Source organism: Massilia sp. LXY-5 (assembly GCF_059801075.1).
In genome coordinates, this window is record NZ_JBNNEH010000002.1 from 723,958 (window position 1) to 738,515 (window position 14,558).

The window sequence follows — 14,558 nt, forward strand, 5'->3', positions numbered from 1 at the left end:
TATCGTGAATACCTGGCACCAAATCTCTCAGCCGGAACAATCGCAGCTTGCAACGACGCTGCAGCTTTCCACCATGTGAGATGCCACCGTCAGGGCGTGAAACGCTGCAGCAGACCATGCCTCAAATCCGCTTTCATGCTGAGAAATTCTGTTCCGTATCATGGAACGATTGAATTAACTGGCTGATTTTTAAGGTCAAAAAAATATTTACATGTCTTATATAAGAGTGATTGTGCGCTGCGCAAGCTGCGCTATGATTTATCCAACGGATTTCATTTCGCAATCAGCTATTTCATTATCGGGAGAATCAGATGGCAACGCGTGAACAGCAGATCGCAGCATTGCAAAACGACTGGGACACCAACCCACGCTGGAAAGGTGTCGTCCGCAATTACACCGCCGAAGACGTGGTACGCCTGCGCGGTTCGCTCCAGATCGAGCACACGCTGGCCAAGCGCGGTGCCGAGAAGCTGTGGGACCTGGTCAACAACGAGCCCTTCGTCAATGCCCTGGGCGCGCTGACCGGCAACCAGGCGATGCAACAGGTGAAAGCCGGCCTGAAGGCAATCTACCTGTCGGGCTGGCAAGTTGCGGGGGACGCCAACGTGGCCGGCGAAATGTATCCGGACCAGTCGCTGTATCCGGCCAACTCGGTGCCGATGGTCGTACGGCGCATCAACAACACCTTCCAGCGCGCCGACCAGATCCAGTGGTCGGAAGGCAAGGACGACATCGATTATTTCGCGCCGATCGTGGCCGATGCCGAAGCGGGTTTCGGCGGCGTGCTGAACGCCTTCGAGCTGATGAAGGCGATGATCGAAGCGGGCGCGGCCGGCGTGCACTTCGAAGACCAGCTGGCCTCGGTCAAGAAATGCGGCCACATGGGCGGCAAGGTGCTGGTGCCCTCGCGCGAAGCCGTCGAGAAGCTGACCGCCGCGCGCCTCGCGGCCGACGTGATGGGCACCTCGACCCTGGTGATCGCCCGTACCGATGCCGAAGCGGCCGACCTGCTGACCTCGGATGTCGACGACAACGACAAGGAATTCTGCACCGGCGAACGCACGGTCGAAGGCTTCTATAAAGTGCGTGCCGGCCTGGACCAGGCGATCTCGCGCGCGCTGGCCTATGCGCCGTTCGCCGACCTGGTCTGGTGCGAGACCGGCAAGCCGGACCTGGAATTCGCGAAGAAATTCGCCGACGCCGTGCATGCCAAATTCCCGGGCAAGATGCTGGCCTATAACTGCTCGCCTTCGTTCAACTGGAAGAAAAACCTGGACGACGCCACGATTGCCAGGTTCCAGAAGGAACTCGGCGCGATGGGCTATAAATTCCAGTTCATCACCCTGGCCGGCTTCCATGCCCTGAACTACGGCATGTTCAACCTGGCCCACGGCTATGCACGCCGCCAGATGTCGGCCTTCGTCGAGCTGCAGGAAGCCGAATTCGCCGCCGCCGAGAAGGGCTTCACGGCCGTCAAGCACCAGCGCGAAGTCGGCACCGGCTACTTCGACGCCGTGACCCAGACCATCCAGCAGAACCAGAGCTCGACCACGGCGCTGCACGGTTCGACCGAGGACGAACAGTTCTTCGACGAGAAAAAAGTCGCCTGATATCCTCGGGCAGACGAAAAGTGGGTAAAAGCCGCGGCCAACAGGCCGCGGCTTTTTTCGTTTGAGGCCGATTATTTCGGCCACCGGGCGGTTGTAGTGGATAATGTCGACAATTGCGCCGCCTTGCGCGGCCGCCGCATTGACCTATTAGATTGGAATCCCCCTTATGTTGAGCTACCGCCACGCCTTCCACGCGGGTAACCACGCCGACGTCCTCAAGCATTTCGTCCAGGTGCAACTGCATCAGTACATGAATCAGAAGGACACTGCCTACACCTATATCGATACCCACTCGGGTGCCGGCGTGTATGCGCTCGACGGCAGCTTCGCGTCAAAGAACGCCGAGTTCGACACGGGCATCGGCCCGCTGTGGGGCCGTACCGACCTGCCGCCGGCGCTCGCCGAGTATGTCGACCTGGTGAAGGGCATGAACCCGAGCGGCAAGATGCGCTACTACCCGGGTTCGCCCTGGGTGGCCGACCAGATGACGCGGCCGGACGACCGCCTGCGCCTGTTCGAGCTGCATCCGGCCGACAGCAAAATCCTCGCGGACAATTTCCGCAAGGCGGAAGCACACAAGGCGGAGCAGGGCGAGCGGTCGCGCGGCAAGCGCGTGATGATCGAGCGCGGCGACGGCTTCATGAGCATGAAGGCGCTGCTGCCGCCGCCATCGCGGCGCGCGCTGGTGCTGATCGACCCGCCCTACGAGATGAAAGACGACTACCGCAAGGTCAAGGACGCGGTGGAAGAGGCCCTCGGGCGCTTCCCGAGCGGCATCTTCGCGATCTGGTATCCGGTGCTGCAGCGCATGGAATCGCGCCAGTTCGCCGACCGCCTGAAACGCCTGCCGGCCAAGGAATGGCTGCACGTGACCCTGACCGTGTCGACGCCCGGCCCGGACGGTTTTGGTTTGCACAGCAGCGGCATGTTCATCCTGAATCCACCGTACACGCTCGAACCCCTGCTGCGCGAAGTCATGCCCTATCTGGTGAAAGTGCTGGGGAAGGATGCGGGCGCCAGTTTCGTCATCGAACGCGGCACCCAGGTGACGGGCGCGGCCGCTGCCCGCGTCGGGGCCGGCGGTGCAGCCCGCCAGCCGGTCGGCAATGCACGCCGCGCCAGCCCGCTGTCGGGCACCGGCAGCCTGCGCCTGCCGGGCCAGGCCGCAGTGCCGCGCGCGGAAGCGGCGCCCGCCGAGGCACGCCGTCCGGATGGCGCCGCCGCCGGCAAGGTGGGGGCTGCAGAGCGTGCCAAGCGTTTCTCGCGTCCGGAAGCCGACCGTCCGGACGAGCGTTTCGACCCGGCGCGCAGTCCGGCCGGGAATGCGGCCAAGGCGCCGCGCGCACGCTATGCGGACGAGCGTCCGAAAGCTGCCGGTGCACGGCCGGAGCGCGCGGCCAGCGGCCGCCCGAGCTCGGGACGTCCAACCGCAGGCACGGGACCGGCGCGTCCACGCAAGCGCTGAGCGGGCAGGGGTAGTCGCCCCGCCTTACAACACGCGTCCGCCACGCGCGTCCGGTCCGGTTGGCGCCGTCGCTGTAAGGCCGAGCCCGTCAACCTGCTGGCCAGATGCCCGTTAACGCATTGATATCCATACAATCCGGACCATTTGCGCAACGCGGCTGTGCGTTCGTTTCGATGTAAAAATGTAAAGATTGGCGCGATAGTGTATAGTCGCCGTAGGTGCGCAACCGTGCGTTTGCCTTGCCGCGCCTATGGGGCAATAAGGGTTTTCAGGAGTGTACATGCTTGCCAAAGCAAGGCCGGTATCGACGGTACCGGCCGACGAATTTTTCCTGGCGCGCCAGCCCATTCTGGGACGCGACCAGCATATGGTTGCTTACGAGCTGCTCTTTCGTGCAGCAGGCGAGCACGACGACGCACGTCTGACCGACGGCGCGGCGGCCACCGCTGCGGTCATCTCTCACGCTTCCCAGCTCGGACTCGAGCAAGTTGTTGGTAATAATCTGGCATTCGTCAACGTCGACGAAGTGGTCCTGATGGACGACTATGTCCGTTTCCTGCCGCCACATAAGGTTATCCTCGAAATTCTCGAAACCGTCAAGCCGACAGAGCCGTTGCTGGCCCGTGTGGCCGAGCTCAAGGAACTCGGGTTCAAGTTCGCGCTCGACGACGTCATCGACCATAGCGAAGAGGTCGAGAAGCTGCTCGGACTGGTCGATGTGGTGAAGATCGATTTGCAGGGCGTCGCGCCCGAGGCCTTGGGCCACCTGTGCGCGTCGCTGCGCACGAGCGGCAAGAAGCTGCTCGCGGAAAAGGTCGAGACCCAGCAGGAATTCCGCCTGTGCATGGAGCTCGGCTTCGACTACTTCCAGGGATATTATTTTGCGCGCCCGGTGATCCTCAGCGGACGCAAGATCACGCCCTCGGAACTGGTGATCCTGCACCTGCTCGAACTGATCAATTCCGACGCCGACGATGCGACGATCGAAACCGCCGTCAAGCGCGACCCGCTGATCAGCCTGAACCTGCTGCGCCTGGTGAACAGCCGCGCCGCCGGCCCCGAGCGCCGCATCGAATCCGTGGCCGAGGCGCTGACCCAGCTCGGCCGCAAACAATTGCGGCGCTGGCTGCAGATCCTGATGTTCGCTGCGCCCGGTAGCCAAGTCGAGCTCGCTTCGCCCCTGCTGCAACTGGCCACCACGCGCGGCAAGCTGCTCGAGCTGATGTCGCTGGAGGTCTACCCGCTCGATGTGAGCGGCGCCGAACGCGCCTTCACGGTCGGCATCATGTCGCTGGCCGACGCCCTGTTCTCGATGCCGATGGCCGACATCCTGGACAACGTCGAACTCGCCAGCGACGTGCGCGCCGCGTTGCTGGAGCGGGCAGGGGACCTGGGCGCCATGCTCGACGTCGTCGAGCGCCTGGAAAAGGCGGATACGGGGCGCTGCTTTACCCAGGCCCTGCGCCGGCTCGGGCTGACCTCGAAGCAGGTGCGCGAGATCGAGCTGGCTGCCTTCGACTGGGTGAGCGAGCTGGTGCACGACGCGGCGTGATCATCCGCATGAGGCCGATGGCCTCATGCCGGCCCCACGACGGGGCGTTCACCCTGGCTTACTGGCCGAGAAACAGGAACACCGTCGGCTTCTTGTGAAACTCCGGCATCTTCCCGGCCGCCAGCTGCGCTTTCCACTTCGCCGCCGTCAGTGTGCGCACCGATTCCGTCGGCAGCGACAAATCCGTCGCGACGCACACCAGCGTTCCCGGCTGGCAACTCGCCACCAGCGCTTCCAGCATTTGCCCGTTGCGATACGGCGTCTCGATCAGCAACTGCGTCTGCTTTTCACCCCGCGAGCGCGCTTCCAGTTCGCGGATGCGCTTGGTGCGCGCCGCCGCATCGGTCGGGAGGTAGCCGTTGAAGGCGAAGCTCTGTCCGTTCAGCCCGCTCGCCATGACGGCCAGCAGCAGGGAGGAGGGCCCCACCAGCGGCCGCACCGTCACCCCATGCTGGTGCGCCAGGCGCACGAGATCGGCGCCGGGGTCGGCCACGGCCGGCACGCCGGCTTCCGAAACCAGTCCCGCATCTTCGCCCGCCAGTAAGGGCTCGAGCAATTGCGTTAATGCAGCGGCCGGCGTGTTGACGTTCAGTTCGGCAATGCGGATTTCCTGCAGCGGTTTCGCCAGCGGATGATCGATCGCGACCAGCTTGAGGAAGGCGCGCGCCGTCTTCGCGTTTTCGGCGACGAAATAGCTCAGTTGCGAGGTAAGCGCCTGCACCTGGCCGGGCAGGACGTGGGAGAGGGCGCCGGGTGCGGCGTCGGTTGGACCAAGGGTGTTCGGAATCAGGTAAAGGGTGCCGGGCATGAGTCAATCAATAAGTTAAATGCCGAAAAATGCCACGCCGGCGCGGCGCAGCATACCGGTCAGGGCGATCAGGGGCAGGCCGGTGAGGGCGGTTGGGTCGGAGGAGTCGATGCGTTCCAGCAGGGCGATGCCCAGCCCTTCGTTCTTGGCGCTGCCGGCGCAATCGTAGGGCTGCTCGATGCGCAGGTAGGCGTCGAGCTCGGCATCGGGCAAATCGCGAAAGCGCACGAAAACCTGGATATTTTCCACCTGGGCGCTGTGGTCGCGGCCGTCCCACAGGCACAAGGCCGTATGGAACACGACTTCGCGCCCGCGCATCGTCTGCAGTTGGGCCAGGGCGCGCGGATGGTCGCCCGGTTTGCCGATCTGCTCGCCATCGAGCGTGGCGACCTGGTCGGAGCCGATGACGAGCGCGCCCGGATGCCGGAGGGCGATCGCCTCGGCCTTGGCGCGCGCCAGGCGCAGGGCGGTCGCCTGCGGTGCCTCGCCGGCCAGGGGCGTCTCGTCGATATGGGGTGCGATCGCCTCGAAGGGCAGGTGCAGGCGCCCCAGCAGCTCGCGGCGATAACTGGAACTCGAGGCCAGGATCAGGCGCGGCGTGGAAGAACTTGGTATCATGTGCGCGCTTCAGCAAAATTGAACAGGAAAAGCAGTCCCGGCAGGCAGTGCCCATGAAGGGGCCAGCGCAGGCGCCGGGCCGTGGCGCGCCGCAACAGATGGGCGGCGCCAGGGCCAAAAAAACGCGCAAGTCTTTGACTGCGCGAGGATAACCCTGTTATTATCGCAGGTTTTCCGGGGACGTTTTCTGCAATGAGCGCTTTTGTCATCGACGCCTTTGAGTTCTGCCGCACTGGCGGCTATCGCGAAGGGGTGACCCCGGTCACGGAAATGACCCGCCTTGCCGCCGACTGCGCCAACGCCAGTGGCGAGATCGCCTGGTCGATCCAGGGTGGTGTAACCCCGCAAGGCTATCCGACGATGACCCTGTCGGTGGCCGGTCCGGTCCAGCTGGTATGCCAGCGTTGCCTGGCCCCGTTTGATTACCGCATCGATTCGTCGACCCAGCTGGTCTTGGGGCGCGACGACGAGGAAGCGGACGGGATGGAAGAAGTCCTCGACGATGAAAGCATCGACGTGATCGTCGGCAGCCACACTGCCGATATCCGCGAGCTGCTCGAGGACGAAGCGCTGCTGGCCCTGCCGCAGGCGCCGAAACACGAGGTATGTCCGAGCACCACGCTGCTCGACACCCTGAAGTCTGAAAAGGTATCGCCGTTCGCCGGCTTGAAGAACCTGAAATCCGAATAAGCCGAATTGGCAAATAAGTCGTAGTAAGCAGTTGTAGTCAAACGCGCGCACAGTCGAGTATGTCAGGGCAGCGTTTCAAATATTCCGGCAATCGTGAGGTTGCCGGTGGGATACTCGATGTGCATGTTTTTGCAAATCGATTGTGTTAGAATTTTAGAACTTTAGTATTAGGAGTCATCATGGCAGTTCAGCAGAATAAGAAGTCCCCATCGAAGCGCGGTATGCACCGTTCGCACGATTTCCTGGTTGCCCCTAACCTGGCAGTCGAGCCGACGACCGGTGAAACCCACCTGCGTCACCACATCAGCCCGAACGGCTTCTACCGTGGTCGCAAAGTCCTGAAGACCAAGAACGACGAGTAATCGCCGTCTTGTTTTTCTGTACCATGAAAGCGGTGCAACGTATGTTGAGTGCGTGGCGCCGCTTTTTCTTTGTCCCCGGTCGCCGATTTTTGCGCACCAACACGGTTGCTGTCCCGGACCGGCATCGCGCCGACGCGCGCATGCACCTTGCCGCCACCGTCGTGTGAGTCGCGGTATTACCCCCACAGATGACAATTAAAATATCCATCGACTGCATGGGCGGAGACCACGGTCCTTCCGTTACCATTCCAGCAGCCCTGTCCTTTCTCAAGCAGCAGCCCGAAGCCGAACTGATCCTCGTCGGCCTGGAAGAGACGCTGCGCGCCGAACTGAAAAAACACCACGCCGACACCAATCCGCGCGTGACCATCAAGCACGCCTCCGAAGTGGTGGAGATGGACGATCCGGTCGAAGTCGCGCTGCGCCGCAAGAAAGATTCCTCGATGCGCGTCGCGGTCGAGCTGGTCAAGGACGGCACGGCCAATGTCTGCGTGTCCGCCGGCAATACCGGCGCCCTGATGGCCGTCTCGCGCTATGTGCTCAAGACCATGGCCGGCGTCGACCGTCCGGCGATCTGCTCGATCCTGCCGAACCAGAAGAACGGCCCGACCTACATGCTCGACCTCGGCGCCAACGTCGACTGCAGCCCGCACCACCTGCACCAGTTCGCGATCATGGGCTCGGTCCTGTTCTCGGCCATGGAAGGGGTCAAGAAACCGACCATCGGCCTGCTCAACGTGGGCACCGAAGAGATCAAGGGCAACGACGTCGTCAAGGAAACGGCGCTGCTGCTGCGCGCCGACCACGAGCGCGGCTCCCTGAATTTCCATGGCAACGTCGAAGGCAACGATATCTTCAAGGGCACGACCGACGTCGTCGTCTGCGACGGTTTCGTCGGCAATGTCACGCTGAAAGCCATCGAAGGCCTGTCGCGCTACATGAAGTCGGTGTTCAAGCAAAGCTGGCTCTCGATGCTGGGTGCACTGATCGCCCGCGGCGCGCTGAAAAAACTGAACCCGGAACGCTATAACGGCGCCGGCCTGCTCGGTTTGAAGGGCCTGGTGTTCAAGAGCCACGGCGGCGCGAATGCGTACGCTTTCGAGTGGGCAATCAAGCGCGCTTTCGACGCGGCGAAATATAATGTACAAGAGCAACTCTCGGCGATGATCGCCGAGCTGATGCCAGACACGCCTGACGCCCAGCGCCAGGTTTGATTGACGACGGAACTCGGGTGGAATCGCAATGACTGTCTACAGCAAAATCATCGGCACCGGCAGCTACCTGCCTGCGCGCAGGGTCAGCAACGACGAACTGGCGGCTGAACTGGCCGCCAAGGGCATCGAGACCTCGGACGAATGGATCAGCTCGCGCAGCGGCATTTCCGCGCGCTACTATGCAGCGGCCGACCAGAACTCGTCCGACCTCGCCGTCGAAGCGGCCCAGCGCGCCCTCGAGGCTGCGGGCAAGAGCGCAACCGATATCGACATGGTGATCGTGGCCAGCTCGACGCCGGATTTCCAGGGCAGCTTCCCGAGCACCGCCTGCATCGTCCAGCGCAAGCTCGGCATGACCAACCATAGCGCCGCCTTCGACGTGCAGGCCGTCTGCAGCGGCTTCGTCTACGCGGTTGCGACCGCCGACGCCTTCATCAAGGCCGGCATGCACAAGACGGTGCTGGTGATCGGTTCGGAAGTGTTTTCGCGCATCCTGAATTTCGAAGACCGCACCACCTGCGTGCTGTTCGGCGACGGCGCCGGCGCCGTGGTCATGAGCGCTTCGCAGGAGCCGGGCATCCTGGCCGCCAAGCTGCACGCCGACGGTACCCATTCCGACATCCTGTCGATCCCGCCGAGCCCGGCCGGCAGCCCGGCCAGCGGCGGCTTCCTGCACATGGATGGCCAGGCCGTGTTCAAGCTGGCCGTCACCGTGCTCGAAGAAGTCGCGACCGAAGTGCTGGACGCGGCCCAGATGGCGCCATCCGATGTCGACTGGCTGATCCCGCACCAGGCGAATATCCGCATCATGAAGAGCACGGCCAAGAAACTCGGCCTGCCGCTCGAGCGCATGGTCGTCACCGTCGACGAGCATGGCAATACCTCGGCCGCCTCGATCCCGCTGGCGCTCGACCTTGCCGTGCGCGACGGTCGCATCAAAGCAGGCGACAATATCCTGATGGAAGGCGTCGGCGGCGGCTTTACCTGGGGCGCCGTCCTCGCGCGCATGTAACGCAGTAAGCTTCAATACGAGGAACATAACAAGATGAGCAAATTCGCATTCCTGTTCACCGGCCAGGGCGCGCAAGCGGTCGGCATGCTGAACGGCTTCGCCGGTAACGCCGTGGTCGAGCAGACCGTCGCCGAGGCATCCGATGCCCTCGGCCTGGACATCGGCAAGCTGATCGCCGAAGGCCCGAAGGAAGACCTCGACCTCACCACCAACACCCAGCCGGTCATGCTGACCGCCGCCGTGGCCGTGTACCGCGCCTGGATCGCGGCCGGTGGCCCCGTGCCCGCCATCGTGGCCGGCCACAGCCTCGGCGAATACTCGGCCCTGGTAGCCGCCGGCGTGATCGATTTCAAGGACGCGGTGCCGCTGGTGCGCTTCCGCGCCCAGTCGATGCAGGAAGCGGTGCCGGTCGGGCAGGGCGGCATGGCCGTCGTGCTCGGTCTGTCCGCTGACGACGTGCGCGCCGTCTGTGCCGAGGCAGCCCAGGGCGACGTGGTCGAAGCCGTGAATTTCAACGAGCCGACCCAGATCGTGATCGCCGGCCACGCCGCCGCGATCGACCGCGCCTGCGAGATCGCCAAGGCGAAGGGCGCCAAGCGCGCCATGAAGCTGGCCGTCTCGGCGCCGTTCCACTCCTCGCTGCTGAAGCCTGCTTCGGACCGCCTGCGCGAGTACATGGAAAAACTGAGTTTCAATGCGCCGCGTATCGATTTGATCAACAACGTCGACGTGGCTATCCTGAAAGACCCGGAGGCGATCAAGGATGCCCTGGTGCGCCAGGCAGCCGGCCCGGTGCGCTGGGTCGAGACCATGCAGAAAATGGCGGCCGAGGGAGTCACGCAAGTCATCGAATGCGCCCCGAGCAAGACCCTGATCGGCATGGCGAAACGCATCGATCCGGTGCTCGTCGGCGAAGCCCTGACGGACCAGGCCGCGCTCGAGCGCGTGCTGGCAGCCGTCAAGGGCGCCTGAGCGTCAACATCGTTTCAAGTAAAGGAACAGAATGAATCTGGAGAACCAAGTCGCTCTCGTCACCGGTGCCTCGCGCGGCATCGGCAAAGCCATCGCTCTCGAACTGGCCCGTCAAGGCGCAAAAGTCGTCGGCACCGCTACCAGCGAATCCGGCGCGGCGGCCATCACCGAATACCTGGCCGAATTCGGAGGCAAGGGCCTCGTGCTCGACGTCACCGACGCAGCGCGCTGCACGGCCGTCATCGACGAGGTGCAGAAGGGCTTCGGCAGCCTGTCCATCCTCGTCAACAATGCCGGCATTACCCAGGACAACCTGGCCATGCGCATGAAGGACGAGGAATGGGACAGCGTCATCGCGACCAACCTCACCGCCGTCGGCCGCCTCTCGCGCGCCGTGCTGCGCGGCATGATGAAGGCCAAGCAAGGCCGCATCATCAACATCACCTCGGTCGTCGGTTCGTCCGGCAACCCGGGCCAGATGAACTACGCCGCCGCCAAGGCCGGCGTGGCCGGCATGACGCGCGCACTGGCACGCGAAATCGGCAGCCGCAACATCACCGTCAATTGCGTCGCGCCGGGCTTCATCGATACCGACATGACCAAGGGTCTGGGCGAAGGCCAGCACGAAGCGCTGCTCACGCAAATCCCGCTGGGCCGTCTCGGCCAGCCGGAAGACATCGCCCATGCGGTGGCTTTCCTGGCCGGTCCGACCGCGGCTTATGTCACCGGTACCACGCTGCACGTGAATGGCGGCATGTACATGAATTGACTGAAAGTCTGCCGGCACGGGGCGTACGATTGAATTTCGCCCCATTTACATCACGGCAGAATCTCATCTTTTAGCAGGAGTTTCGGCTGAATTAGCGTCAGACGCCGAAAATAGTTTTTCAGCGCGCAAACCTGATAAAATGCGCGCACTTTCCGCAACACATACCTAATGGAGCCATAACATGTCGGATATCGAACAACGCGTTAAAAAAATCGTCGCTGAGCAACTGGGTGTTGCAGAAGCCGACATCAAAATCGAGTCCTCGTTCGTTGACGATCTCGGCGCCGATTCCCTGGACACCGTTGAGCTGGTGATGGCCCTGGAAGACGAGTTCGAAATGGAAATCCCTGACGAGCAGGCTGAGAAAATCACCACCGTCAAGCAGGCGATCGACTACGCGACCGCGCACGTTAAGGCCTAAGCGGGCCTAAGCTGTTTTAGTTTTCGGGAGAATCGCTTGAGCCGTTCACGCAACCGCCGCGTTGTCATTACCGGCCTGGGCTGCGTTTCACCTATCGGCAATAACATTGCCGATGCGTGGAGCGCAGCGCTGGCTGGCAAGTCGGGCATTGCCAACATCACCAGGTTCGATGCAACGCCGTTTTCGACCCGCTTTGCCGGCGAAGTCAAAGGCTTCAATATCGAGGATGTCATCCCCGCCAAGGAAGCCCGCAACATGGATACGTTTATCCATTTCGGCATGGCAGCGGGTATCGAGGCGCTGCAGGATTCCGGGATTGAAGTCACCGAAGAGAATGCAGACCGTATCGGCGTGATCGTCGGTTCGGGCATCGGCGGCTTGCCGCGCATCGAAGAGCAGAAGGACGAATACGACAAGCGCGGCCCGCGCCGCATTTCGCCGTTCTTCGTGCCTGCTTCGATCATCAACATGATCTCGGGCGACCTCTCGATCAAATTCGGGTTGCGCGGTCCGAACCTGGCCATCGTCACGGCCTGCACCACCGGCCTGCATTGCATCGGCGCGGCTGGCCGCCTGATCGAATACGGCGACGCCGACGTGATGATCGCCGGCGGTGCCGAGTCGACCATCTCGCCGCTGGGCCTGGGCGGTTTCGCCTCGGCACGCGCGCTGTCCTCGCGCAACGAGGATCCGGCCACGGCTTCGCGTCCTTGGGACCGCGACCGCGACGGCTTCGTGCTGGGCGAGGGCGCCGGTGTCATGGTGCTGGAAGAGTACGAACATGCGAAGGCACGCGGCGCGAAGATCTACGCCGAGCTGCTGGGCTTTGGCATGAGCGCGGACGCCCACCACATCACGGCGCCGATGGAAGACGGCAGCGGCGCGAGCCGGTGCATGGTCTCCGCCATGGCCAATGCCGGCATCAATGCCGACCAGGTGCACTACGTCAATGCGCATGGCACCTCGACGCCGCTGGGCGACCTGGCTGAAGTGCAGGGGATCAAGCGTACCTTCGGCGACCATGCCCACAAGCTGGTGGTCAACTCGACCAAGTCGATGACCGGCCACCTGCTGGGCGGCGCTGGCGGCCTCGAGTCGGTGTTCACGGTGCTGGCGATCCACAACCAGGTCTCGCCGCCGACGATCAACCTGTTCAACCAGGATCCGGCCTGCGATCTCGACTTCGTGGCGAACACCGCCCGCGACATGCAGATCGACTATGCCGTGAAGAACTCGTTCGGCTTCGGCGGTACCAACGGTACCCTCGTCTTCGCCAAGGTCTGAAGTTCGAGCATGTGAACAAGACAGATCGACACCCGAGTGGTGTCGATTTGTTTTTTTGCAGCTTATGTCTGAACCTGCTGCGCCCGGTCCTGTCTAAGGTATTGGACGCCTGACCCTGCCGCACCCCGCGCGCGGCAGGCGTTCCGTTTCACTTTCCCTTCATATCGTGTCCCTTGCCGTGTCCGCACGTGTTGCGCCGTCACGCCGTTTGCGCGCAGGCCTCCTGCTGTTCGCGCTGGCGCAGCTATGCGCCGCCACTCTCGTCGGCATGGTGTTGCCGGGCCGCTTAGCCGGCGCCCCTTTTTGCGTCGCTTTTTTCCTGCTTGCAGCGCTCAGTTTGCTGCACCGATGGGCGAGCACGACAAAGACGCACCGGATTGATGTATCTGGAACCGGCACCATCCGCCTGACGGTACAACAGGAGATGGGAGCCGAACCGCCGGCCTCCGACGGACGGGTGGTCACACTGTTGCCCGCAAGCCTGGTCTGGCCTTCGATGCTGCTGCTGCATCTGGCCGACGAGGCCGGTACCAGGCACCTCGTCCCGGTGCTGCGCGACAGCCTGCCGCCATCCGACTACCGGGCGCTACGCGTGGTGATCGGCACGCTGGGCAGGCACCCCGGGCGAGCGGCAACGACATCCGAAATACTTTGAACTTATTGCAGCGGGCCAACTCTTAGACAGGGAGGAGATACGATTCTCCCGTCGGCGCAGGCCCCAACGGGACACGGTCAGTGACGACAGAACGCGAGGGTGATCAACTGCTGGTCGAACGCGTCCAGGCCGGCGACAGGCAGGCGTTCGACTTGCTGGTGGCGAAGTATCAGCGTAGGCTGATGCGGCTGGTGTCGCGCCTCGTGCACGACCCTGCCGAAGCCGAGGACGTGGTGCAGGAAACCTTCATCAAGGCCTTTCGCGCCTTGCGCCATTTCCGCGGCGAGTCCGCGTTTTATACCTGGTTGTATCGGATCGGCATCAACACGGCAAAGAATTATCTCGTCACACAGGGCCGGCGCGCACCGACCTCGACCGAGGCAGATACGGAACGCGCTGAAGCGTTTGACGATGCGGATAGCTTGCGAGACATTAATACACCGGAATCAGTGTTAGCGAGTAAGCAGATCGCCTACACGGTCAATGCGGCAATGGAAGCGCTCCCGCTGGAACTGCGGACAGCAATTGTCTTGCGCGAAATTGAGGGTTTGAGCTACGAAGAAATCTCCGAAGTGATGGCGTGTCCAATTGGAACCGTGCGCAGCAGGATCTTTCGCGCGCGCGAAGTCATCGCCGAAAAATTGAAGCCTTTGCTCGATTTTCCGGCTGACAAACGTCGGTAGCTAGCGTTATCGCAACAACAAGGAGGGCGGAAGGTCAAAGCAGATGGATCGCTCGCCTCCCTGAAAACTGGACCACTTTTTGGATCAACAGCTACTGGAACGACCGATGGACACGAACAAAAAAAACCGCGAACGTATCTCCGCCCTGAGCGACGATGCATTGCCGAAAGACGACCACGAACTGGCCTGCGCAGCCCTGCGCACGGCCGATGGAATGGCAGCGTGGGAAGTGTATCACCTGATCGGCGATGTGTTGCGCACGGGAGAGTCTGCCGATCTCTCGCCCGGCTTCGCGGCACGCCTCAGCGCGCGCCTGGCGGCCGAGCCGCTGCATCCGCGCCGCCCCCTCGTCGAGGCCGAGCTTGCCAAGCCTGGCGTGCTGGCGGCCTCCACACCCTCGTCCTGACACCTGCCTCTGCGGCAAGCCGGCCGGCGATCGTCGC

16 protein-coding genes are annotated in these 14,558 nt (G+C 62.8%); 14 read left to right on the forward strand and 2 right to left on the reverse strand.

Annotated elements, in window-relative coordinates; all coding sequences use genetic code 11:
• Positions 1-311: 311 nt before the first annotated feature.
• The 3 genes from aceA (at position 312) to ACI48I_RS06785 (ending at position 4,627) form a co-directional block, all read left to right on the forward strand.
• Positions 312-1,610 (forward strand): isocitrate lyase, encoded by a 1,299-nt coding sequence (gene aceA, locus ACI48I_RS06775; protein ID WP_498573700.1) that lies wholly within the window; start codon positions 312-314, stop codon positions 1,608-1,610.
• A 166-nt stretch (positions 1,611-1,776) separates the two neighbouring features.
• On the forward strand, positions 1,777-3,075 hold the full coding sequence (locus ACI48I_RS06780; RefSeq protein ID WP_227496407.1) for a 23S rRNA (adenine(2030)-N(6))-methyltransferase RlmJ: 1,299 nt from the start codon (positions 1,777-1,779) through the stop codon (positions 3,073-3,075).
• Positions 3,076-3,355: 280 nt separating this feature from the next.
• Positions 3,356-4,627, forward strand: a complete 1,272-nt coding sequence (locus tag ACI48I_RS06785) for an EAL and HDOD domain-containing protein (RefSeq protein ID WP_498573701.1) — start codon at positions 3,356-3,358, stop codon at positions 4,625-4,627.
• A gap of 58 nt (positions 4,628-4,685) precedes the next feature.
• Here the strand turns inward: ACI48I_RS06785 and ACI48I_RS06790 are convergent, their stop codons facing one another.
• Positions 4,686-5,435, reverse strand: coding sequence for an SAM-dependent methyltransferase (locus ACI48I_RS06790; RefSeq protein ID WP_498573702.1), 750 nt, complete (start codon positions 5,433-5,435; stop codon positions 4,686-4,688).
• A 15-nt stretch (positions 5,436-5,450) separates the two neighbouring features.
• Positions 5,451-6,053 (reverse strand): Maf-like protein, encoded by a 603-nt coding sequence (locus ACI48I_RS06795; protein ID WP_193685167.1) that lies wholly within the window; start codon positions 6,051-6,053, stop codon positions 5,451-5,453.
• A 192-nt stretch (positions 6,054-6,245) separates the two neighbouring features.
• Between ACI48I_RS06795 and ACI48I_RS06800 the strand changes: the two genes are divergently transcribed.
• The 11 genes from ACI48I_RS06800 (at position 6,246) to ACI48I_RS06850 (ending at position 14,521) form a co-directional block, all read left to right on the forward strand.
• Complete coding sequence (locus tag ACI48I_RS06800) at positions 6,246-6,743, forward strand: YceD family protein (protein WP_193685168.1); 498 nt, start codon at positions 6,246-6,248, stop codon at positions 6,741-6,743.
• Between the two features lie 179 nt (positions 6,744-6,922).
• Positions 6,923-7,105, forward strand: coding sequence for a 50S ribosomal protein L32 (gene rpmF / locus ACI48I_RS06805; protein ID WP_028104096.1), 183 nt, complete (start codon positions 6,923-6,925; stop codon positions 7,103-7,105).
• A 188-nt stretch (positions 7,106-7,293) separates the two neighbouring features.
• Complete coding sequence (plsX, locus tag ACI48I_RS06810) at positions 7,294-8,319, forward strand: phosphate acyltransferase PlsX (protein WP_498573703.1); 1,026 nt, start codon at positions 7,294-7,296, stop codon at positions 8,317-8,319.
• 28 nt (positions 8,320-8,347) lie between these two features.
• Positions 8,348-9,331 (forward strand): beta-ketoacyl-ACP synthase III, encoded by a 984-nt coding sequence (locus tag ACI48I_RS06815; RefSeq protein WP_193685170.1) that lies wholly within the window; start codon positions 8,348-8,350, stop codon positions 9,329-9,331.
• 33 nt (positions 9,332-9,364) lie between these two features.
• On the forward strand, positions 9,365-10,303 hold the full coding sequence (fabD, locus tag ACI48I_RS06820) for an ACP S-malonyltransferase (RefSeq protein WP_498573704.1): 939 nt from the start codon (positions 9,365-9,367) through the stop codon (positions 10,301-10,303).
• Between the two features lie 31 nt (positions 10,304-10,334).
• Positions 10,335-11,072, forward strand: coding sequence for a 3-oxoacyl-ACP reductase FabG (gene fabG, locus ACI48I_RS06825; protein WP_193685172.1), 738 nt, complete (start codon positions 10,335-10,337; stop codon positions 11,070-11,072).
• Between the two features lie 181 nt (positions 11,073-11,253).
• On the forward strand, positions 11,254-11,493 hold the full coding sequence (acpP, locus tag ACI48I_RS06830) for an acyl carrier protein (RefSeq protein WP_020653257.1): 240 nt from the start codon (positions 11,254-11,256) through the stop codon (positions 11,491-11,493).
• Positions 11,494-11,529: 36 nt separating this feature from the next.
• Positions 11,530-12,777, forward strand: coding sequence for a beta-ketoacyl-ACP synthase II (gene fabF / locus ACI48I_RS06835; RefSeq protein ID WP_193685173.1), 1,248 nt, complete (start codon positions 11,530-11,532; stop codon positions 12,775-12,777).
• Positions 12,778-12,955: 178 nt separating this feature from the next.
• On the forward strand, positions 12,956-13,432 hold the full coding sequence (locus ACI48I_RS06840) for a protein YgfX (RefSeq protein ID WP_307727176.1): 477 nt from the start codon (positions 12,956-12,958) through the stop codon (positions 13,430-13,432).
• A gap of 80 nt (positions 13,433-13,512) precedes the next feature.
• Entirely contained in the window at positions 13,513-14,115 is a 603-nt protein-coding gene (gene rpoE, locus ACI48I_RS06845) for an RNA polymerase sigma factor RpoE (protein ID WP_193685175.1), read from the forward strand.
• A gap of 106 nt (positions 14,116-14,221) precedes the next feature.
• Positions 14,222-14,521, forward strand: coding sequence for a sigma-E factor negative regulatory protein (locus ACI48I_RS06850; RefSeq protein WP_498573705.1), 300 nt, complete (start codon positions 14,222-14,224; stop codon positions 14,519-14,521).
• Positions 14,522-14,558 lie beyond the last annotated feature (37 nt).

What these genes read in the sequence shown, in the direction of transcription:
- aceA (WP_498573700.1), top strand. Translation starts at nt 312, where the DNA reads ATGGCAACGCGTGAACAGCAGATCGCAGCATTGCAAAACGACTGGGAC.
- ACI48I_RS06795 (WP_193685167.1), bottom strand. Translation starts at nt 6,053, where the DNA reads ATGATACCAAGTTCTTCCACGCCGCGCCTGATCCTGGCCTCGAGTTCC.
- ACI48I_RS06815 (WP_193685170.1), top strand. Translation starts at nt 8,348, where the DNA reads ATGACTGTCTACAGCAAAATCATCGGCACCGGCAGCTACCTGCCTGCG.
- ACI48I_RS06800 (WP_193685168.1), top strand. Translation starts at nt 6,246, where the DNA reads ATGAGCGCTTTTGTCATCGACGCCTTTGAGTTCTGCCGCACTGGCGGC.
- ACI48I_RS06785 (WP_498573701.1), top strand. Translation starts at nt 3,356, where the DNA reads ATGCTTGCCAAAGCAAGGCCGGTATCGACGGTACCGGCCGACGAATTT.
- fabG (WP_193685172.1), top strand. Translation starts at nt 10,335, where the DNA reads ATGAATCTGGAGAACCAAGTCGCTCTCGTCACCGGTGCCTCGCGCGGC.
- fabD (WP_498573704.1), top strand. Translation starts at nt 9,365, where the DNA reads ATGAGCAAATTCGCATTCCTGTTCACCGGCCAGGGCGCGCAAGCGGTC.
- ACI48I_RS06850 (WP_498573705.1), top strand. Translation starts at nt 14,222, where the DNA reads ATGGACACGAACAAAAAAAACCGCGAACGTATCTCCGCCCTGAGCGAC.
- ACI48I_RS06790 (WP_498573702.1), bottom strand. Translation starts at nt 5,435, where the DNA reads ATGCCCGGCACCCTTTACCTGATTCCGAACACCCTTGGTCCAACCGAC.
- rpmF (WP_028104096.1), top strand. Translation starts at nt 6,923, where the DNA reads ATGGCAGTTCAGCAGAATAAGAAGTCCCCATCGAAGCGCGGTATGCAC.
- plsX (WP_498573703.1), top strand. Translation starts at nt 7,294, where the DNA reads ATGACAATTAAAATATCCATCGACTGCATGGGCGGAGACCACGGTCCT.
- acpP (WP_020653257.1), top strand. Translation starts at nt 11,254, where the DNA reads ATGTCGGATATCGAACAACGCGTTAAAAAAATCGTCGCTGAGCAACTG.
- ACI48I_RS06780 (WP_227496407.1), top strand. Translation starts at nt 1,777, where the DNA reads ATGTTGAGCTACCGCCACGCCTTCCACGCGGGTAACCACGCCGACGTC.